The organism is Nonomuraea rosea (assembly GCF_039539705.1).
GTDB classification, from domain to species: domain Bacteria; phylum Actinomycetota; class Actinomycetes; order Streptosporangiales; family Streptosporangiaceae; genus Nonomuraea; species Nonomuraea rosea.
The window spans coordinates 20646-40761 of sequence record NZ_BAABDQ010000011.1; the positions used below are offsets into that span (position 1 = coordinate 20646).

15 protein-coding genes are annotated in these 20116 nt (G+C 70.8%); 7 read left to right on the forward strand and 8 right to left on the reverse strand.

The window, feature by feature from the left end; all coding sequences use genetic code 11:
* Positions 1-177 precede the first annotated feature (177 nt).
* Entirely contained in the window at positions 178-2706 is a 2529-nt protein-coding gene (locus ABEA43_RS25160) for a hypothetical protein (RefSeq protein WP_345565423.1), read from the forward strand.
* 16 nt (positions 2707-2722) lie between these two features.
* Here ABEA43_RS25160 and ABEA43_RS25165 read toward each other — a convergent pair whose 3' ends face one another.
* The 3 genes from ABEA43_RS25165 to ABEA43_RS25175 form a co-directional block, all read right to left on the reverse strand.
* Positions 2723-3373, reverse strand: a complete 651-nt coding sequence (locus tag ABEA43_RS25165) for a DUF2461 domain-containing protein (protein ID WP_345565425.1) — start codon at positions 3371-3373, stop codon at positions 2723-2725.
* Positions 3374-3426: 53 nt separating this feature from the next.
* Positions 3427-4218: a polysaccharide deacetylase family protein gene (locus ABEA43_RS25170; RefSeq protein WP_345565427.1), complete on the reverse strand. Its 792-nt coding sequence runs from the start codon at positions 4216-4218 to the stop codon at positions 3427-3429.
* A gap of 468 nt (positions 4219-4686) precedes the next feature.
* Positions 4687-5262, reverse strand: a complete 576-nt coding sequence (locus ABEA43_RS25175; protein ID WP_345565428.1) for a helix-turn-helix domain-containing protein — start codon at positions 5260-5262, stop codon at positions 4687-4689.
* Positions 5263-5352: 90 nt separating this feature from the next.
* Between ABEA43_RS25175 and ABEA43_RS25180 the strand changes: the two genes are divergently transcribed.
* Entirely contained in the window at positions 5353-6192 is an 840-nt protein-coding gene (locus tag ABEA43_RS25180; RefSeq protein WP_345565429.1) for an EamA family transporter, read from the forward strand.
* Positions 6193-6211: 19 nt separating this feature from the next.
* Positions 6212-7159, forward strand: a complete 948-nt coding sequence (locus ABEA43_RS25185) for an anti-sigma factor RsbA family regulatory protein (RefSeq protein ID WP_345565431.1) — start codon at positions 6212-6214, stop codon at positions 7157-7159.
* Between the two features lie 8 nt (positions 7160-7167).
* On the opposite strand, the gene ABEA43_RS25190 is transcribed toward ABEA43_RS25185, so the two are convergent.
* Positions 7168-7752 carry a sigma-70 family RNA polymerase sigma factor gene (locus ABEA43_RS25190; protein ID WP_345565433.1) on the reverse strand — a complete coding sequence of 195 codons (585 nt, stop codon included), beginning with the start codon at positions 7750-7752 and terminating at the stop codon, positions 7168-7170.
* 246 nt (positions 7753-7998) lie between these two features.
* Here ABEA43_RS25190 and ABEA43_RS25195 point away from each other — a divergent pair, with 246 nt between their 5' ends.
* The gene (locus ABEA43_RS25195) at positions 7999-9072 is read left to right on the forward strand and encodes a PLP-dependent cysteine synthase family protein (protein ID WP_345565435.1); all 1074 of its coding nucleotides are present in this window, start codon (positions 7999-8001) and stop codon (positions 9070-9072) included.
* Between the two features lie 15 nt (positions 9073-9087).
* Here ABEA43_RS25195 and ABEA43_RS25200 read toward each other — a convergent pair whose 3' ends face one another.
* Positions 9088-10056: an ABC transporter substrate-binding protein gene (locus tag ABEA43_RS25200; RefSeq protein WP_345565436.1), complete on the reverse strand. Its 969-nt coding sequence runs from the start codon at positions 10054-10056 to the stop codon at positions 9088-9090.
* A gap of 100 nt (positions 10057-10156) precedes the next feature.
* Here ABEA43_RS25200 and ABEA43_RS25205 point away from each other — a divergent pair, with 100 nt between their 5' ends.
* The 3 genes from ABEA43_RS25205 to ABEA43_RS25215 are packed head-to-tail and all read left to right on the forward strand — an operon-like array spanning position 10157 to position 13040.
* Positions 10157-11191, forward strand: a complete 1035-nt coding sequence (locus ABEA43_RS25205) for a FecCD family ABC transporter permease (RefSeq protein ID WP_345565438.1) — start codon at positions 10157-10159, stop codon at positions 11189-11191.
* Complete coding sequence (locus ABEA43_RS25210; protein WP_345565440.1) at positions 11191-12234, forward strand: FecCD family ABC transporter permease; 1044 nt, start codon at positions 11191-11193, stop codon at positions 12232-12234. Before ABEA43_RS25205 ends, ABEA43_RS25210 begins: the two co-directional genes overlap by 1 nt.
* Positions 12231-13040, forward strand: a complete 810-nt coding sequence (locus ABEA43_RS25215; RefSeq protein WP_345565442.1) for an ABC transporter ATP-binding protein — start codon at positions 12231-12233, stop codon at positions 13038-13040. The genes ABEA43_RS25210 and ABEA43_RS25215 overlap by 4 nt, the downstream gene beginning before the upstream one ends.
* A 25-nt stretch (positions 13041-13065) precedes the next feature.
* On the opposite strand, the gene ABEA43_RS25220 is transcribed toward ABEA43_RS25215, so the two are convergent.
* From ABEA43_RS25220 to ABEA43_RS25230, 3 genes are all read right to left on the reverse strand, one after another.
* Positions 13066-14733, reverse strand: a complete 1668-nt coding sequence (locus ABEA43_RS25220) for a tetratricopeptide repeat protein (protein WP_345565444.1) — start codon at positions 14731-14733, stop codon at positions 13066-13068.
* A gap of 303 nt (positions 14734-15036) precedes the next feature.
* Positions 15037-16209 (reverse strand): signal recognition particle-docking protein FtsY, encoded by a 1173-nt coding sequence (gene ftsY, locus ABEA43_RS25225; RefSeq protein ID WP_345565445.1) that lies wholly within the window; start codon positions 16207-16209, stop codon positions 15037-15039.
* Between the two features lie 52 nt (positions 16210-16261).
* Positions 16262-19948 carry an AAA family ATPase gene (locus ABEA43_RS25230; RefSeq protein WP_345565446.1) on the reverse strand — a complete coding sequence of 1229 codons (3687 nt, stop codon included), beginning with the start codon at positions 19946-19948 and terminating at the stop codon, positions 16262-16264.
* Positions 19949-20116 lie beyond the last annotated feature (168 nt).

Consider the following 20116-nt stretch of genomic DNA (forward strand, 5'->3'; position numbering starts at 1 on the left):
GCGAACAAAACGCGGCTCCAGGGTAAGCATCGCCAGTAAGGATCCGGGCTCGGCCACGTGCGATGGATTGACGCTCCCGTGTCCCGCCGTAAAGAAAAGTTGTAATGGGAGCAGCTGTAATCACACCGTGACCCGATGAGATAGAACAATCGGGCATGCCGGAGAATCATCCAATTTGTGGGAAAGCTCCGGATCGCCATCGCGTTCGGGCTGGCTCTGGTGTCGTTCGGGGCGATCGTGTGGTGCACCATCGCAGCCAGACCGGTAGCAGGCCCTGCGCCGCCCAGAGGCATCGCGGCGCCCAACCCGTGGGCGGCCGCCGCCGGCCGCGCCGACACCGTCACCCGCTGGGCTCGCCAGGCCACCACCGAGGTGCTGGTCACCAGGGCGAGCGGCCTGGATCTGGCGGCGGTGCCCCAAGGACGGCTCGACCCGCGCCAGCGCCAGGTCAAGGTGACCGTCTTCCACTCGCTCACGATGGCCCCCAAGGACCCGCTCATCGAGGCGTTGCGCCAGGGCGGCGGGTTCCCGGGCGCGCTGCCGCAGGCCATCGACTCCGTGTTCGGCGCGATCAAGGTGGACGGTCCCGGTCTCAGTCCCACGACCCGGCTGGCGCCGGCCCTCGTCTCGGACGCCCGGCGCACCACGGCCAAGTTCACCGTGACGCTGCTGCGGCAGGTCAAGCTGGACGAGCTGCTCAAGCTGGACTTCGGCGCCCCCAGCATCACCGACCCGCTGATCGTGCCCGACAGGACGATCGCGGTGCTGCCCGGCGAGTGGACGGCGCTGCGGCTCGAAGGGATCACGCCGGACCGGGAGCTGGCGGAGCGGCTGGAGTTCACCGTCGGCGGCTACCCGGTGAGCATGACGCTGGCGCCCGACTCCTACGGGTTCGCCGACGTGGTCGTGGCCGACGACTTCTCGTGGGCCACGGCGCTCGGCGTGCTCACCGCGATCGCGCTGGTCATCTACCTGCTGCGCTCGCTCGGCAAGGGATGGTGGCAGCGGCCGCCCAACAGGGAGCTGGTGATCGGGCTCGCGCTGGCGGCGCCCACCCTGCTGATCCCGCTGGTCGCCGAGGACTGGTCGGCGGTGACGTACGTGGTGCTGTTCGTCGCGGTGCCGGCGCTCACGCTGCGGCACGCCGGGCGGATGCTGCCGACCAACCCGCCGTGGACCACCCGTGACCTGCTGATCGTGACCGGTCTTGGGGTGCTGGTCGGGCTCGGCATGCTGGTCTGGTCGTGGCTGCACGGGCAGCTCTCCGGGCAGGCCCTGCTGGCCGGCGGGGCGGTGGCCGCGCTCGCGGCGGCGGGGTCCGCGATCGCGTTCAGCGTGGACCTGGGCGTCCGGCCGGTGATCGTACGCCTGTCCGTGCTGTCGGCCGAGGCCGCGATCGGGCTGCTGGCGCTGGCGCTGTGGCTGCGGGCGTTGCTGGAGGGCGTCTATCCGCCCGACAGCAGCCGGCTGGTCCTGGCGCTGGGCTGGGCCGTGATCCCGATCTCCGCGGTGGCCGTGGCGACCAAGCAGTGGCAGCGCACCGCCGTGGTGGCGGCCGTCCTGATCAGCCTGCTGGTGCAGGGCTGGCCGACCGAGTGGCTGGACTCCGGCTCCTGGAGCCTGGCCGTGGACCAGCCGGTGCCGATGATCGGCAGCCTCGTCCTCGACCCGATCGTGCGCGGGGTGCTCGGCCTGTTGCTCATGGGGTTCGTGATGCTGGTGCTGCGGCTGAGGCGGCTGGGGGGCCAGCTCTCGGCGATCGACAACCCGGTCGCCGAGTCCACCATGATCGCCGTGCTGATGGTGGTCTACATCACGCCTGGCGGCAGCACCACGCTGGCCGACATCGACGTACCGCTGCCGCTGCTGGCGATCACGTCTCTCGTGGCCTGGGCGACGGCCCGATGGCTGCTCACCGGCCCGCGTCCGGTCCTGGCCGAGCCGGCCTCGCATGAGGAGCACCGGCAGCTCATCAGGGCCGCCCTGCACAAGCGGCTCCTGCTCGTCTCCGAACAGGAGCTCTACCGCATCGGGCGGGGCAGGCTCGGCGCGGGCGAGATGTCGATGGCCGACTTCGACCAGCGGCGGCACGCTCTGGAGGCGGCGCTGCGGGAGCACGGGCGGCAGCCCGAGACGGCGTTCGCCACGGCCGCCGGGTGCACGCCGTGGCGCAACGGCGTGTTCGCCTTCACCGTCAGCCTGCTGCTGAGCCTGCCCTTCGCGATCGTGTACGGCTGGCCCGAGGGGGTGGACGTGACCAGCTTCATCTTCGACGGGCGCTACCTCGTCACGCTTCCCGCCTTCGGCTTCCTGTTCGGCTACTTCTGTCCACGGGTCCGCGGCACCCAGCCCATGACCAAGGCGCTGCACCTGACGGCGGCGGCGCTGCTGACCGAGCTGTCGGGCTATCTGTCCACGCTCGTCGAGCCGGACATCGGGCCGTGGGACAAGGCGCAGGTGGTGGGCATCGTGGTGGGGCAGGTGATGATGGTCTGCGTCGGGCTCGGGTTGTTCTGGGAGTGGCGCATCATGCACCTGGCCGGTGAGCCCTGGGCGCGGGTGCGCACGCTGCGCAGCGTGCGCAGCCTGGCGGCGCCGACGCTGGCCATCGTCCTGGCGGCCGGTACGACGGCGGCGACGTCGGCGGCCGGGCAGACCGTGGACCGCATTCTCAAGGGCGACCAGGTCACCAGCGCCCCCAGATGACCGCCCCCGCAGGCGGTCAGCGGCGGGGGAGCTCGCTGCCCCTGACGTGCGCGCAGAGCCACTCGACCAGCGGGCCGAAGGCACGCCAGGTCTCCGCCACGCGCTCGCGCACCGCCGCCGTGTGCACCCACTGCTCCGGCTCGAAGCGCACCCCCGCGTAGAGCGACTTGTGCCGCAGCAGCTCGATCCGCGGATGGTCCTCGGTGAACCCCCTGGGCTTGGTCTTGAGCCGATCTCCGTGGAGCGCGTAGCCGGCCGCCGTCAGCGCGTCCGTGACCGACTCCAGCGCCTTGCCCGTGAGGTCCTCGTCCACGGCCGCGCGGAAGCGGGCGACCTGGTCGGACGCCTGCGTGTAGATGCCGCCCGCGGTGAACAGCCCCGCCGCGCTGATCTCGACGTAGAGCCCGATCCCCGGCTGCAGATCGATGAAGGCACCCTGATGGGTTTTGTAAGGCGTCTTGTCCTTGGAGAAGCGGACATCACGATACGGCCGGAAGAGCTGCGCCGCCCCGAACTCCGCCGCCAGCTCATCGGTGAGCGCGAGCATCGGACCCCGCACGGCCTCTTCGTAGAGCTGCTTGTGCCGGGTGAAGTAGGTCTTGGAGTTGTCCGCCTCGAGCCCCTCGTAATAGCGGAACGCGTCGTCGGGGATGCCGGTGAAACCCATGTCGACAAGGGTCCCACGCGGCACCGACATCCTGCGCGCGGCCAGGCCGGCCGTCACCGTTCCGTGTACGTACGGCCGGGCGCCGGCGTCTTGCCGTACAGCTCCGAGACCGTGACGAACGTGTAGCCCTTCTTGCCGAGCGTGTCCAGCATCGACGGCACGGCGTCCACGGTGGTGCGGTGGATGTCGTGCAGCAGGACGATCGAGCCAGGCTTGGCGTCCCCCGCCCGTTTGGCCACGGTCTTGGGGACCCGGTCGCGCCAGTCCAGGGTGTCCACGTTCCATAGGATCTGGGCCAGCCCCTCGCGCCGGGTCTCGGCCGCCACCTCGTCGTCCGTGGACCCGTACGGCGGCCGCATCACCCGCATCCGCACCCCCGTCAGCTTCTGCACGATGTTCTCGGTGTGCTTGAGCTGGTGTTTGAGCTCCTCGTGCGACAGGCCGGCCAGCGCGGGATGGCTCCAGGAGTGGTTGCCGATCTCATGACCGTCGTTCACGATGCGGCGGACGGTGTGGCCCCCCTTGTCGGCGGCCACCATCTGCCCGATGACGAAGAACGTGGCCCGCACGTCGCGCTTGCTCAGCACGTCGAGCAGCTTGCCGGTGAACTCCCCCGGGCCGTCGTCGAAGGTCAGCGCCACACACTTGAGCCGCGCGCAGTCGAACTTGCGGCTGCGCGGCCACCCGGACTGCATCGACACCAGCCACTTGGCCAGGACGACGGGATCGATGACGGCCGGCCTGCTGGGCACGACCGGGGCTCTGACCTGGTGGCGGCGCGGCACCGACTGGGTGACGCAGCCCACCAGGGCGAGCAGGGCCAGCGGCAAAGCCCATACGCGCATGCTTCCCCCCGAAACGCCGCATGCGGGGGCCTACGGATAGTCCTGGACCGGTCTCCCCCGCAGTTCCCTGGCCAGGTCGTCCCACCAGAGTGGGATATCCGCCTGCAATTCCTTGTAGCGGCGCGCCACGCGCATGGCACATCCGACCGGATCCGTACCCAGATGCCGACGTTTCACGGGGCCTTCCTGCCAGCGGTAAAAGCCGTCTCTGTACCGGACGACCAGACCTATCCACACGGAGATGGTCGCGTCGTCGCCCACTTCGTACGCGCTCGTGACGCCCAGGCCATGAAGCTCCGTATGGAGTTTCTCCGTCGCCGCTCGGGCCTCACTCACACGCCACCCCCCGGCCGGTGTGCACGCCGACGTTTCGCCGTACACCAGGGATGTACCCAACCACGGGCAGCAGCCGTCCAAGACATGGAGTAATCATTGAACTCCATGGAGTGATCCGGAGGGCATTCGGCGTTATTGGTCATGCGCCTCTCGCGGCTCAGCGACCACCATGACGAACCTCAGCTCCGACTTGCCCCTGTTCGCGTAGCGATGCGGCCGGTCGGCGGTGAACAGGACGGCGTCGTCCTTGCCGACCACGTGACTCTTGCCGTACACCGTCAGGGTCAGCTCGCCGTCCAGCACGGTCAGCATCTCGCGGGTCCCCGGCGGGTGGGCGTCGCCGTCATGGTGCTCGCCGGGCGCCAGCCGCCAGTCCCACAGCTCCAGGATCATCGGCATGTCCGCGCCGACCAGCAGCCGCGCGTGCACCTCGCCCTGGGTGAACGTGACCACGTCGGACTTGTCGACGATCCGGACGACCGGGACGTCGGCGACCTCGACCAGCCTGGCCACGGTGACGCCCAGGGCGGAGGCGATCCTGGTCAGGGTGGAGACGCTCGGGTTCGTCCGGCCCTGCTCCACCTGGACGAGCATCCCCCGGCTCACGCCCGACCTCGCGGCCAGCGCGTCCAGCGTCAGGCCCCGGTGCGAGCGCTGGGCGCGGACGTTGTTGGCGATCGCCTGGTTGATGAGGTCCGGATCTTCCATGCAGTGCAGTCTAGTGTTACCGGTTTGCAGTCTATTGCACCTAATGTGTTGTACTACCGGTGCAACCTGTTGAACCATGAGGAGTGAGACGTGACAGTGATCCTGGCCACCGCCTGCGCGGTGGTGTACGGCACCGCCGACTTCTTCGGCGGCCTGGCCACCAAGCGATCCCAGGTGCTCTCGGTCGTCGTGCTGTCACAGCTCGCCGGGCTCGCCCTGATCCTCGGGCTGCTGCCGCTGCTGCCCGGCGCGTTCGACGGCCGGGCGCTGGCCTGGGGGCTGGCGGCGGGCCTGGCCGGGGCCGCCGGGCTGGTGCTGTTCTACCGGGCGCTGGCCACGGGCGTCATGTCGGTGGTCGCTCCCACGACGGCGGTCACCTCGGCGGCGCTGCCGGTGACGTTCGGGCTGGCGGCGGGCGAGCGGCCCACGGTCTGGGCGCTGGCCGGCGTGGCGCTGGCACTGGGCGCGGTGCTCCTGATCAGCCAGGAGGGCTCGGCGGGGAAGCGCGGCTCGCTCGCCTCCGTGCTGGCCGCGCTGGCGGCGGGAGCGGGGTTCGGCGGCTTCTTCATCCTACTCTCCATGGCGCCGCACGAGGCTGGCCTGTGGCCGCTGGTGGGCGCCCGACTGTCGTCGATCTCCCTGGTGGCCCTGCTGGCCGTGCTCACCCGCCGCGCGCTCAAGCCAGGCCCCGGCTCGCTGCACATCATCGTGGCGGCGGGCGTGCTCGACATGGCGGCCAACGTCCTGTATCTGCTCGCCCAGCAGGACGGGCTGCTCAGCCTGGTGGCGGTGCTGGTCTCGCTCTATCCCGCCAGCACCCTGCTGCTGGCCAGGCAGGTGCTCGGGGAGCGGCTGCGGGCCGTCCAGATCGCCGGTGTCGCATGCGCGCTCGTGGCGGTGGCGCTCATAGCCGTTGCGCCGCACCTCTAGCGCTTGCTACGTTCTGGCCGTGCGCCCTGATCGGGCACGTTCCGATGGTGAGTCGCTGAAGCACGTTGCGGTGCCGTACGACTCCGACGAGGCCCTTCTGGGCCTGGCCGTGCCGCGCGTGCGGTCCGCGCTGCACGAGGACAGGCGCGTGCTGGTGATCACCTGCGCGACCAAGCTCGCCCTGCTGGCCGACGCGCTGGGGCGCGACGCCGGACGGATCGACAGCCGCGTCTCGACGGCCTGGTACGGGCACCCGTACCGGACGCTGGCCGCCTATCACGAGTACACCAGGGGCCGCCGCACCCTCATCATCGGCGAGCCCGCCTGGGACGGCAGGACCGAGCGCGAGGTCAGGGAGTACATCCGCTACGAGTCGGTGCTGAACGCGGCGCTGCAGGCGGCCGCGACCGTGATGCTGTGCCTGTACGACGTGCGCAAGGCGCCCGCGGCCGCGCTCGACTTCTGCCCGGTCAACCACCCGCTGCTCCTCGGCGCGGACGGCGAGGCGGCGAGCAGCCGCTTCGTCGCGCCGCACGAGCTGGTCCTGAACGGCGACCGCACCCCGCTCCCCGAGCCGGCCGGCGACGCCGAGACGATCCGGTTCACCGCCCGCGAGCTCAAGCGGCTGCGCCAGGCCGTCGGCGACTTCGCCAGAGCGGCCGGCATGGACCGCAACCTCATCACGTCGCTCGTGATCAGCGTCTCCGAGATCGCCGCCAACAGCGTCGAGCACGGCGCCGGGTACGGCACGATCACGATGTGGGTGAACGGCGGGGAGCTCGTCTGCGAGATCGCCGACCCCGGCGGCGCCCTGGACGACCCCTTACCCGGCTACATACCACCGGAGCCCGAGTCCCCTCGGGGATACGGGCTCTGGATCAGCAGGCAGCTCTGCGACCTCGTCGAGCTGCGCGCGGAAGGCGGCGTGTTACGCGTCCGCCTTCATCTCAATATGGGGGCCGTTTAGGAAGGTGCTCACGCGGCACGCTGGGCGGGCAGGCGCACGCCGCCCTCCTCGCGGGCGTACTCCTCCAGCATCCCCCGCAACTGGCGGCGGCCACGGTGGAGCCGGGACATGACCGTCCCGATGGGCGTGCCCATCCGCTCGGCGATCTCCTTGTACGCGAACCCCTCGACGTCGGCCAGGTAGACGGCCACGCGGAAGTCCTCGGGCAAGGACCGCAAAGCGTTCATCACCACACTGTCGGGCAGCCGGTCGAGCGCCTCGGTCTCAGCCGACCGCAAACCGGTCGAGCTGTGCGACTCGGCGGCGTGCAACTGCCAGTCCTCGATGTCCTCAGCCGCGGACAGCTTGGGCGAGCGCTGCTTCTTCCGGTAGTCGTTGATGAAGTTGTTCGTGAGGATCCGGTGCAGCCAAGCCTTCAGATTGGTGCCCTCACGGAACTGGTGGTAGGACGTGTACGCCTTGGCCACGGTCTCCTGCACCAGGTCTTCCGCGTCGGCGGCGTTACGGGTCAGGCGCATGGCGGAGGCGAAGAGCTGCGACGTCACGGGCACGACATCGCGCTCGAACCAGTCCTGGCGCTGCTCATCGGTCATAGTGATCAATTCATTCCCCCTTGCGCTATCCCCCGTTTCGGCACAAGCCGCCTGACGGCGATTCCATCATCGCAAGTCCCAAGTAAGGGACGCGTTAGAGTTTCCGCCTTGGTCAGAGGGGGGTTCCGTCCATCTGCTCGCGGCGTGCGTGGTCACGTCCACGGCCGGACAAGTCTCATTATCATAACATCACCCACCCAATTTCGCCTTAATAGTGGCGAGAGTCACATGGGATAGCGTATGAGGATGAGTTTCGTGGACCGGCACGACCCGGACGCACGCCGGTGGGTGGCGGAGGCCATCCGCAAGGTCGAGGCCGACGCCAACCGTAGTTGCGACACACACTTGCACGTCTTTCCGCTGCCCTCCGATTGGGGGGTAAACCTCTATCTGAAAGACGAGTCAGTGCACCCGACCGGTTCACTGAAACACCGATTGGCCCGATCTCTATTCCTATACGGTCTGGCGAACGGGTGGATCGGCCCCGCCACGACGATCGTGGAGGCGTCGAGCGGCTCGACGGCCGTCAGCGAGGCTTATTTCGCTCGCCTGCTGGGCCTGCCGTTCATCGCGGTCATGCCGGAGTCCACGTCGCCGGAGAAGTGTCAGCTCATCGAGTTCTACGGCGGCAAGGGCCACCTGGTGGCCGATCCCGGCACGATCTATGAGGAATCCCACCGGCTGGCGGCCGAGACGGGCGGCCACTTCATGGACCAGTTCACCTACGCGGAGCGCGCCACCGACTGGCGTGGCAACAACAACATCGCCGAGTCCATCTACTCCCAGATGTCCATGGAGCCCCACCCGGAGCCCTCCTGGATCGTGGTCGGCGCGGGGACGGGCGGCACGTCGTCCACCATCGGCCGCTACATCCGCTACCGCCGCCACGCCACCCGCCTGGCCGTCGTCGATCCCGAGGGCTCGGCCTTCTATCCCGGCTGGGTCTCCGGCGACGACTCGGCCACCGCTCCCGGCTCCCGCATCGAGGGCATCGGCCGCCCGCGCGTGGAGCCGTCGTTCCTGCCCTCGGTCATCGACCGCATGATCGCCGTACCCGACGCCCGCTCGATCGCCGCCATGCACTGGACCCGCGAGGTCACCGGCCTGAACGTGGGCGGCTCGACGGGCACGAACCTGGCCGCCTGCGTGGATCTCATCGCCGAGATGCGCGAGCGCGGCCAGCGGGGCAGCATCGTCACGCTGATCTGCGACAGCGGCGACCGCTACAAAGGCACGTACGGCAACCCGAACTGGCTCGCCGGCCAGAACCTGGACATCGAGCCCCACCTGGCCGAGCTCCGCGCGTTCCTGCCCGTCTGAGTACGCCGGGAAGGGCTAGGAGGCCGTTCTGGCCGGGTCCACGCCGAAGATCTTCGCCAGGTCGTCGAGCATGGAGTGCGCCCCCTGGATGCCCACGGCGCTCATCCACGTCAGGTCGCTGACCTCGTGCTTCTCGCCCTTGAGCTTGTTCCACAGCGGGTTGTTCACGAACTTCTCCTTAGGCCCGTCAGACGACGGATCCGGATATGTCGCGACAAAAAGGTGGTCGGCGTCCAGGTCCCCGATCCGCTCCTGGCTCACGTTCACCGCGATCGTGTCCTCCACGGTCGGCTGGCCCTCGGGCCGCGTGAACCCGACGTCCTTCAGCACCAGGCCCGAGTAGGACTTCTCCACGTACAGCCGCGTCGTGGGCTCGCCGGCGAAGCGCACGATCGAGATCGTCGGCAGCTTCCCGTCCTTCGCCTTGATCTCCTCGCCGATCTTCCTGGCCCGCTCCTCGTACGCCTTGATCCTGGCGTCGGCGAGCTCCTCCTTGCCCAGGGCCTGCCCCACGAGCCGGAGGTTGTCCTTCCAGATGGCCCCGGTGGTCTCGCTGAACACGGTCGGCGCGATCTTGGACAGCTTGTCGTAGTCCTTCTCGTGCCGGACCTTCGCCGAGACGATCAGGTCGGGCTTGAGCGCCATGACCTTCTCCAGGCTCGGCTCCTCCAGCGTGCCGACCGGGGTCGCCTCCTTGCCGTACTGCGCGGCGACCGTCCCGAGATAGCCGGGCAGCTTGGAGTCGATCGACCGGTACGTCGTGTACCCCACGACCGGCGTCTCCAGCGTGAGCACCGCGTCGACGAAACTCTGGTCGAGCGCCACCACCCGCTTCGGCTGGGCCGGAATGACCGTCTCACCCATCGCGTGCTTCACCGTCCTGAACGGCGCGCTCGACGACGGCGTCGCCGCCGGCTCGGCAGAACCGCAGGCCGCCAGCCCCGCCACCAGGACAGCACCGACCAGGGCACGCAACGGTCTCATCAGGATCCTTCCGTAAAAGATAAGGCAAACCTAAATTAGGTTAGCCCTGCCTAAGCTGGCATACTTCACCAGGATCCGGCAAAACGTTGAGGAGGAGCGGGTGAGCGCAACGGCGATCGCGCCGCGCCTGCACGGCATCCGCCACCGCCGCCTCACCGTCCTGACCGGCCTCCTGCTCGCGGTCGCCGTGGCGGTGCTGCTGAGCATCACGATCGGCGCGAAGTCCGTACCGGTCACGGACGCCTGGCACGCGCTCACCGCACCCACCGGCACCGAGAACGACATCGTCATCCGCTCGCTCCGCGTCCCCAGGACCGTGCTCGGCGTGCTCGCCGGGATCGCGCTCGGCGTCGCGGGCGCGCTCATGCAGGGCCACACCCGCAACCCGCTCGCCGACCCGGGGCTGCTCGGCGTCACGCAGGGGGCCGCGTTCGCGATGGTGGCCTCGATCATCCTGCTCGGCGCCTCCAGCCTGCTCGCCTACATCTGGTTCGGCCTGGCGGGCGCGCTGGTCGCGAGCGTGGCGGTGTTCGCGCTCGGCATGGTCGGCGGCAGGGGCGGGCCGACCCCGGTCACGCTCGCGCTGGCCGGCACCGCCGTCAGCGCCTTCCTGTACGCCCTGACCTCGGCCATCGTGCTGCTGGACGAGCAGGCGATGGACGTCTTCAGGTTCTGGCAGTCGGGCTCGATCGCCGCCAGGGGCTCCGACGTGGTCTGGCAGGTGCTGCCGTTCATCCTGGCCGGCCTGTTCCTCGCGATGGTGAACGCGCCGGGGCTGAACGCGCTCTCCCTCGGCGAGGACGTCGCCAGGAGCCTCGGCCAGAACGTCCCCATGACCAGAACCGTCGGCGTCGCCGCCGTCACCCTCCTGTCGGGCGCCTCCGTCGCGGCGTGCGGCTCACTGGCGTTCATCGGGCTGATCGTGCCGCACCTGGTGCGCCCGCTGTCCGGCACCGACCACCGGTGGCTGCTGCCGTTCTCCGGGCTGGTCGGCGCGGCGCTGCTGCTGGTCGCCGACGTGATCGGCCGCGTCGTGGCGCCGCCGGGCGAGCTGGAGGTCGGCGTGGTGCTCGCGCTGCTCGGCGCGCCGTTCTTCGTCGCACTCGTCCGCCGCAGGAAGCCCGTGCGACTGTGATGACCACGCTCCCCCTGCGCGTCGGCGGCCTGTCCTGGCAGGTACGCCCCCGTGGCGTCGTCGTCAGCCTGACCGGCCTCGTGCTCCTCGTCGTGCTGATGGCCATGAACATGCGCATCGGCGACATCCAGATGACGCTCGCCGAGGTCGTCGCCGGCACGTTCGACGTCAACAGCGCCGCCCACTTCGTCATCATGGAGCTGCGCCTGCCGCGCGCGCTGACCGGCGCCCTGGTCGGGGCGGCGCTCGCGCTGTCGGGCGCCATCATCCAGTCCATCGCGCGCAATCCCCTGGCCAGCCCCGAGATCCTCGGCGTCACCACCGGCGCCTCGGTCACCGTCGTGGCCGGCGTCGTGGTCAGCGGCAGCGCGTACGGGGGCGCCAGCGGCCTGCTGTCCACCCTCGGCATCCCCGCCCTCGCCCTGCTCGGCGGCCTGATCGGCGCGGCCGTCGTGTACGGCCTGGCCTGGCGGCGCGGCCTGGACGGCTACCGCCTGGTCCTGGTCGGCATCGGCGTGGCCGCCGTGTTCACCAACGTCAAGTTCTGGCTCCTGACCATCGGCGACGTGAACGACACCAGCCGCGCCATGGTCTGGATCAGCGGCTCGCTCAACGGCCGCGGCTGGGAGCACGTGACGCCCACGGCGCTGGCCCTGGTCGTCCTCGTGCCGCTGACGCTGCTCGGCACCCGCTCGCTCGACGCGCTGCGCTTCAGCGACGACACCGTCACCGCGCTCGGCGTCCGGATGAACCTCGCCCGCGCCCTCATGATCCTCGCCGCCGTCCTGCTGGCCGCCGTGGCGACCGCCTCCGCGGGCCCGATCGCGTTCGTGGCCCTCGCCTCACCCCAGATCGCCCTCAGGCTGGCCCGCTCCGGCCAGCCGCCGCTGCTGTGCTCGGCGGTCATCGGCGGCGTGCTCACCACGGCCGCCGACCTGATCGCCAGAACCACGTTCTCCCCGCTCGAACTGCCCGTCGGCATCGTCACCGCCGTCCTGGGCGCCCCTTACCTGATTCACCTGATCTGGAGGTCACGCAAGTGAGACTGCAGGCCGCCGACGTCAAACTCGGGTACGGAGACCGCACCGTCGTCGACGGACTCGACCTCGGCATCGAAGCGGGCACCGTGACCACCATCATCGGCCCGAACGGCTGCGGCAAGTCCACGCTCCTGCGTGCGCTCGGCCGCCTGCTCAAGCCCCAGGGCGGCGAGGTGCTGCTCGACGGCAAGCGCATCGACAAGATCCCCACCCGCGAGGTCGCCAAGATCCTCGGCGTGCTCCCCCAGGCGCCCAGCGCGCCCGAGGGGCTGACCGTGGCCGACCTGGTGGCCAGGGGCCGGCATCCGCACCAGACCTGGTACCGGCAGTGGTCCTCGGACGACGAGGGCGCGGTCGCCGCGGCGCTGGACATGACGGGCCTGGCCGACCTGGCAGAACGACCGCTGGAGGAGCTGTCGGGCGGCCAGCGGCAGCGGGCCTGGATCTCCATGGCCCTGGCCCAGGGCACGGATCTGCTGCTGCTCGACGAGCCCACCACGTTCCTTGACCTGGCGCACCAGGTGGAGGTGCTGGAGCTCGTACGTCATCTGCACCAGGAGGCGGGCCGCACGGTCGTCATGGTCCTGCACGACCTCAACCTGGCCGCCCGCTACGCCGACCGCCTGGTCGCGATGCGCGCGGGCAAGGTGATCGCCGCCGGCACCCCGCACGAGGTGCTGACGGAAGAGCTGCTGCGCGAGGTGTTCGAGCTGGACGCCAAGGTCATCGAGGACCCCGTGGCCGGGACTCCCCTGGTCGTCCCGATCGGCACGCGCCCGCGACCGACATCCGCCGAGCCGGCCGCCTGACCCCGCCCGAGCAGGCCCCATCGGGTCAGCCCTCGGCGAGCGCCCTTATGACGTCCTCGTCGCCGGGGGCCAGCTCGGCGGCCCTGGCCAGGTCCTGCCTGGCCTTCTCCCGCAGCCCCGCCGCCCGGTAGACCACGGACCTGTTGAACAGCAGCTCGGCCGTCTCCTCCAGCTTGAGCGCGCGCGTCAGATCGGTCAGGGCCGCCTCCCCGTCGCCGCGCTCGAAGGCCAGCTCCGCCCGGCTCGCCCAGGCCGCCACCAGCTCGGGGTCCAGCTCCAGCGCCTCGTCGAACGCGATCCGCGCCTCCGGGTAGCGGCTCTCCGCCATCTCGATCTGCCCGAGCACGCACAGCAGGTGCGGGTCGCGCGGCGCGAGCCGCAGCCCGCGCTCCACGTCCTGGCGCGCGCGGACGTAGTCGCCCGCGGCCGCGTGCAGGCCGCTCCTGTTGACGTACGCGGGCGCGAAACCGGGGTCCAGCTCCAGCGTGTGATCCAGGTCGGTGTGCGCGCCTTCGTGGTCGCCGGACGCGAACCGCACCTCGGCCCGGTTGTAGTACGCCTCGGGGAAGGGCGCGCTGAGCCGCATGACGCTCTCGTAGTCGGCCAGCGCCTCGGCGGGCCTGCCCAGCTTGTGCAGCAGATTGCCCCGGTCGAGGTAGTAGTCGGGATAGCCGGGATCGGCCTCGATGGCGCGGGTGTAGTCGGCCAGCGCCGCCTCGTGCTCGCCCGCCATGGCCAGGAGCTGGCCCCTGTTGGCGTACAGCACCAGCCGGTGGATCGGGTGCTCGTCCGTCAGGTCGGACTCGGCCAGGTCGATGGCCTGCCGGACGAGCTCCAAGGCCGCGGCGTGGCGGCCCCTGCGCACCTCCACCAGGGCCTTGCCGTTGAGGTCGAACCCGAGGTGGAAGGCCCGTTCGCGGCGGTCGGGCAGCAGGGAGGTGATCGTGATGGCCTCGTTGGCCCAGGCCAGCGCCTGCTCGGGGTCGCGGCGGGCCGGGTCGTGGTGGCGTACGAGGATCATCGCGGTGGCGTAGGCGGCCGTGGCGCGGCGCTTCGGGTCGACGCACTCACGCCTGGCCCGGTCGTAGAGCTCGCGGGCCTCGTCCTCGCGCTCGATGGCCTCCAGCGCGCCGGCGACCCGCTGCAGGAGGTGCCCCCAGCCCGCCGGATCGTCCTCGTACGCCAGCCCGCGCAGCGCTTCGACACCCGACTCCGCCATGGCGTGGTGGAAGCCCTCGTCGCGGTAGCGGTCGAAGTCGGCCTGCAGCGGCCCGGCCCCCGGCGCCGACGGGCCCTCCTCGATGCGCAGCAGCTCGGGGCCGAGCCTGCGGCGCAGCACGGTCACGAGCTCGGCGTCGGTGTGGTCGGCCTCGCCGAGGTTGTGCACGGTGAGCGCGAGCGGACCCGCGCGGAGCAGGTGCTCGCGGACGAGCTCGGCCAGCCCGTTCGCGATCCTGAGGCTGCGGCGGGCGCCGGGGACGAGGATGCGCTGCGCCCTCGGCAGGTCGTCGGCCAGCGACCGGCGGACCGCGGGGACGAGCTCGCGCAGTGCGGGCGCCGCGGCCCTGATCTCGATGTCGTACGCGGCGACCAGGTCCGGCCAGCGCTCCAGCGCCACCGGGACCAGGTGGCCGAGCAGCCCGGCGCCGAAGGTGTAGGGGCCGCCGATGCGGCGGTCCGCGTCAAAGATCATGGTGCCCACCCCTCCCAAGATCGGGCACCGGCCGGCGCCCCCTGCGAGGCGCCGGCCGAGTCGTCCAGCGGAATCGATCAGCTGGGATGCGTCAGGCCGCGTGCCTCGGCGCGGCCGCGGCGGTGGGCTTAACGGTTCCGGGCCTGTGCACGACGATCTTCTTCATGGGGGCCTTTCACGATCAATGCGGGACCGAGCGATCATAGGGATGACCGGTACATGTCAGCACAGTGAAAAGTGGCCGATCAAGATTTATCTGGTAAGGGCCATTTCGGGGATATTTTTGGCCTTGGCCGTAACCCGTCAATCGCCCAGGATCGCGTCCACGAACACCTCAGGATCGAACGGCGCCAGATCGTCGGGCCCCTCGCCCAGCCCCACGAGCTTCACCGGGACGCCGAGCTCCCGCTGGACCGAGATCACGATGCCGCCCTTGGCCGTGCCGTCGAGCTTGGTCAGCGCGATGCCGGTGATGTTCACCACCTCGGCGAACACCTGGGCCTGGCGCATGCCGTTCTGGCCCGTGGTGGCGTCGAGGACCAGCAGCACCTCGTCGACCGTGGCCTTCTTCTCGATGACCCGCTTGACCTTGCCCAGCTCGTCCATGAGCCCGGTCTTGGTGTGCAGCCGGCCCGCGGTGTCGACGATGACGACGTCGGCCTTCTCCGCCATGCCCCTGGCGGTGGCGTCGAAGGCCACGGAGGCCGGGTCGCCGCCCTCGGGGCCGCGCACCACGTCGGCGCCGACCCGGTCGCCCCAGGTCTGGAGCTGGTCGGCGGCCGCCGCGCGGAACGTGTCGGCCGCGCCGAGCACGACCTTCTTGCCGTCGCCGACGAGCGAACGGGCGAGCTTGCCCGTGGTGGTGGTCTTGCCGGTGCCGTTGACGCCCACGACGAGGACCACCGCGGGCCGCTCACCGTGCTTCTGCACGTGCAGCGTACGGTCGAGGTCGGGGTTGATCTGCGCGAGGAGCTGCTCGCGCAGCAGCTTGCGCACCTCGTCCGGCGTGCGGCTGCCGAGCACCTTGACCTTGGTGCGCAGCTCCTCGACCATCGCCTGGGTCGGGGCCACGCCCACGTCGGCGGTGATCAGGCTCTCCTCGATCTCGTCCCACACCTCGTCGTCGAGGCGGTCGCGGGAGAGCAGCTCCAGCAGCCCGCGCCCGAACGCGCTCTGCGAGCGCGCCAGCCGGGAGCGCAGCTTCACCATCCGGCCCGCGGACGGCGGCGGCTTCTCGATCTCGGGCGGGAGGACGACCGGCTCCGCCGGCTTGACCGGCGGCGGCAGCGTGGTGGTCGCGCCCTCGTCCTCCTCACCCGCTCCGGCGGGCCGCTTCTCCTCCGGAAGCGTGGGGGCCTCCGGCGGCTTCACCGGCGGGGCCGCCTTGCGTCCCGGTCTGAAGAGCAGGAAGAGACCGCCGGCCGCCAGCAGGGCGACGACGGCCACGATCACTATGACGCCGAGATAACCATCCACAAGATGTCAGTTTTCCAGATCGACCGGCATGGTATGCCCAATGCCACCCCGATCAGGCCGACTCACGCTCGCGCAACCGCTGGCTGACCACCTGTGTGACGCCGTCTCCGCGCATCGACACGCCGTAGAGGGCGTCGGCGATCTCCATCGTGCGTTTGTTGTGGGTGATCACGATGAGCTGCGAACTCTGCCGCAATTCCTCGAACAGGGTCAGCAGCCGCTGCGTGTTGGTGTCGTCGAGCGCGGCCTCGACCTCGTCCATCACGTAGAACGGCGAGGGCCGGGCCTTGAAGATGGAGACCAGGAACGCCACCGCCGTCAGCGAGCGCTCGCCGCCGGACAGCAGCGACAGCCGCTTGACCTTCTTGCCCGGCGGCCTGGCCTCGACCTCGATGCCGGTGGTCAGCATGTCGGAGGGCTCGGTGAGCACCAGCCGCCCTTCGCCGCCGGGGAAGACCCTGGTGAAGACCTGCTGGAACTCCCTGGCCACGTCCTCGTAGGCCGAGGTGAACATCTGCTCGACCCGGTCGTCCACCTCTTTGACCACGGTCATCAGGTCGCGCCTGGTCTTCTTCAGGTCTTCGAGCTGCGAGGTCAGGAACGCGTGCCGCTCCTCCAGCGCCGCGAACTCCTCCAGCGCCAGCGGGTTGACCTTGCCGAGCTGGTTCATCTGGCGCTCGGCGGCCCTGGCCCGCTTCTCCTGCTCCTCGCGCACGTACGGCACGGGCGGGTCGCCGGGCACCGGGGCCTCAGGCCCGTATTCGGAGATCAGGGCCTCGATCTCGACCCCGAACTCCTCCATCGCCCGCTGCTCCATCTGCTCCAGCCGCAGGCGCTGCTCGGTGCGGGCCACCTCGCTGCCGTGCACGCGGTTGACCAGTTTGTCCAGCTCCTGGCCCAGCTCGCGGACGCGGAGGCGGACCTGCTTGAGCTCGGCGTCGATGGCGACCCTGGCCAGATCTGCCTCGTCACGCTCCCTGGAGGCGAGCTGGATGGACTGCGCGAGGGCCCCGAGCACCCGCTTGGCCCCCTTGCTGACGGCCTCGGCCACGGCGGCCTGCCGCCTGCGCCTGGCGCGCTGAGCGGCCGCCTGGGCGCGCTCCTGGCGCTCTCTGGTCGCGGCCCGCAGCAGGCCGTCGGCCCGGCCCTCGACACCCTTGACGCGCTCCTCGGCGGTGCGCACCTGAAGCCGGGTGTCCATCTCGCGCTGCCTGGCGGCCTCACAGGCGACGGCCAGGTCGTCGCGTACGTCGGTGGTGGGCTCGGACTCCAGCTCCTGGGCGTATTCGGCCTCGGCCAGCCGGATCTCCAGGTCGGCCAGCTCCTCCAGCCCCTCGGTCCGGGCCTCCGTCGCCCTGGTGACGCTCTTGGCCAGCCGCTCGGCCTCGTCGCGGGCGGCATTGGCGGCGGCCTCGATCTGGGCCAGCCGCCTGGCCGCGGCGGCGTTGAGCTGGTCGGCCTCCCGCTGACGGCCTCTGACCTGGTCGAGCGCGCCCTGCGCGGCGCTGACGCCGGCCTGGGCGGTGGTGACGGCGGTCTGGATCTCGCTGACGTGGGCCTGGGCGGCTTCGAGAGCGGCCTGCGCGGCCTGCTCCCCGGCGATCGCCTCGTCCAGCGCCGTGGCGCTCTCCTCGGCCCCGGCCTCGGCCGCCTCCAGGTTCCTGACGGCCTCGTCGAGCGCCGCACGCACCTGGAGCACGGAGGTGCCGCCCTCGGCGCCCCCGGTGGCGAGATGGGCGCCGACCAGGTCGCCCTTCGTGGTGACGGCTCGCAGGCGGGGATGGCGCTCGGCGATCGAGCGCGCGGTCTCCAGGTCGTCCACGACCACGACGTCCGCCAGGACGTGGTCGAGTGCGGGCCGCAGATGGTCGGGCACGGTCACCAGATCGGCCGCCCACCGGCCGCCGCCGGGAGCGGCGGTGGCCGCCCGGCCGGCGTCCGGGTCCGCGCCCGCCAGCGCGACCAGGAGCGTGGCCTGGCCGGCGCTCTGGGCGCGCAGCAGCTCCAGCGCCTCCACGGCGGTGTCCAGGGTCTTGACGGTGATCGCCTCGGCGACCGGCCCGAGCACGGCCGCCACCGCGAGCTCGGCTCCCGGGGTGACCTGCATCGAGGCCGCCAGCGGCCCGAGCACCCCGCCCAGATCGGCGTCCAGCAGCGCCGCGCCGCCGTCGCCCTTGGCCAGCCCCAGCTCCAGCGCGTCTCTGCGGGCCTGGAGAGCGGCCACCGAGCGCTGGCCCGCCTGGTCCGTGGCGCGGGCGGTGCCCACGGCCGCCTTGGCGGCCTGCAGGGCGGAACGCGGCGCGTCGAGACTCGACTTGGCCTCCTCCGCCGCCGCCCTGGCCTCGTCGGCCACGGCCCTGGCCTCCTCGACCACGGCCTGCGCGGTGGCCAGCTCCTCGGCGAGCGCGGGATCGACCGCGGGCTCCTCCTCGCGCTGCGTCTCCAGGTCTTCCCTGGCCTGCCGCTCGCGCTCGGCGGCGTCGGTCACGGCCTGCTGGAGCCGGCCGATCTCGTCCTCGGCGGCCCTGGCGCGGCTGCGTACGGAATCGACCTGGCCGCGCAGCCTGGCCAGCCCTTCGCGGCGGTCGGCGGCGGCCCTGGCGGCCAGCGCGAGCCGCTGCTCCTCAGCGCTCAGCTCGGACTCGGACTGCGCGCGCCGCTCGACGGCCGCCTCCAGCAGCTCGTGCGCCTGCTCCAGCTCGGCCCTGAGGATGAGCTCCTGCTCACGGGCCTCGCCCGCCTCGCGTTCGAGGTCTTCGGGGTCGCGGCCACGGCGCTCGATGGCGGCGGCGTCGATCGCGTGCCGGTGGCGCTCGGCGGCGAGCTGCTCCAGGCCGGTGGTGCGCTCGCGCAGCGACGACAGCCTGAAGTAGGTCTCCTGCGCGGCGCTCAGCCGGGGCTGCGCCTCGGCCTCGGCCGCCTCCAGGGCGGCCTCGCGCTGCTGGCCCTCGGCCAGCTCGGTCTCCACCTGATGGCGCCTGGTCGTGATCGCGGCCTCGTCGGCGGCCTCGCGCTCCAGCGTCGTACGGAGGATGCCCATGTCGTCGGCCAGCAGCCGCAGCCGGGCGTCACGCAGGTCGGCCTGGATGACGGCGGCCTTGCGGGCGATCTCCGCCTGGCGGCCCAGCGGCTTGAGCTGGCGGCGCAGCTCGGTGGCGAGGTCCTGGACGCGGGTCAGGTTGGCCTGCATGGCGTCGAGCTTGCGCAGCGCCTTTTCCTTGCGCTTGCGGTGCTTGAGCACGCCCGCGGCCTCTTCGATGAAGGCCCGCCGGTCCTCGGGGCCCGCGTGCAGCACGGCGTCGAGCTGGCCCTGCCCGACGATGACGTGCATCTCGCGGCCGATGCCCGAGTCGGACAGCAGCTCCTGGATGTCGAGCAGGCGGCAGATGTCGCCGTTGATCGCGTATTCGCTCTGCCCCGACCTGAACATCAGCCGGCTGATCGTGACCTCGGTGTAGTCGATCGGCAGCGCGCCGTCGGAGTTGTCGATGGTCAGCGTGACCTCGGCGCGGCCGAGCGGCGGCCTGGACGAGGTGCCGGCGAAGATGACGTCCTCCATCTTGCCGCCGCGCAGCGACTTGGCGCTGTGCTCGCCCATGACCCAGGCCAGGGCGTCGACGACGTTGGACTTGCCGGAGCCGTTGGGGCCGACGACGCAGGTGATGCCCGGCTCGAACCGCAGGGCGGTCGCGGAGGCGAAGGACTTGAAGCCGCGCAGGGTGAGGGTCTTCAAATACAAGCGCGGCCCCCTTCTCCCTGAACGGACTTCGGAAAAGACTACTGGTCCTTACTGCCCTTCGCGGGCACGTACAGTCAGGACCGCCCCGACCAGGGCAAAGGAAGTTTTCCGAATCAGCGCAAATAACAAGGGACGCCTCTTCGAGACGTCCCTGGGTCTTGCGCTCCG

Bases quoted from the DNA above. Each gene is read 5' to 3' on its own strand.
- ABEA43_RS25165 (WP_345565425.1), bottom strand. From the start codon at position 3,373: ATGGGTTTCACCGGCATCCCCGACGACGCGTTCCGCTATTACGAGGGG.
- ABEA43_RS25170 (WP_345565427.1), bottom strand. From the start codon at position 4,218: ATGCGCGTATGGGCTTTGCCGCTGGCCCTGCTCGCCCTGGTGGGCTGC.
- ABEA43_RS25175 (WP_345565428.1), bottom strand. From the start codon at position 5,262: ATGGAAGATCCGGACCTCATCAACCAGGCGATCGCCAACAACGTCCGC.
- ABEA43_RS25190 (WP_345565433.1), bottom strand. From the start codon at position 7,752: ATGACCGATGAGCAGCGCCAGGACTGGTTCGAGCGCGATGTCGTGCCC.
- ABEA43_RS25195 (WP_345565435.1), top strand. From the start codon at position 7,999: ATGAGTTTCGTGGACCGGCACGACCCGGACGCACGCCGGTGGGTGGCG.
- ABEA43_RS25200 (WP_345565436.1), bottom strand. From the start codon at position 10,056: ATGAGACCGTTGCGTGCCCTGGTCGGTGCTGTCCTGGTGGCGGGGCTG.
- ABEA43_RS25210 (WP_345565440.1), top strand. From the start codon at position 11,191: ATGACCACGCTCCCCCTGCGCGTCGGCGGCCTGTCCTGGCAGGTACGC.
- ABEA43_RS25220 (WP_345565444.1), bottom strand. From the start codon at position 14,733: ATGATCTTTGACGCGGACCGCCGCATCGGCGGCCCCTACACCTTCGGC.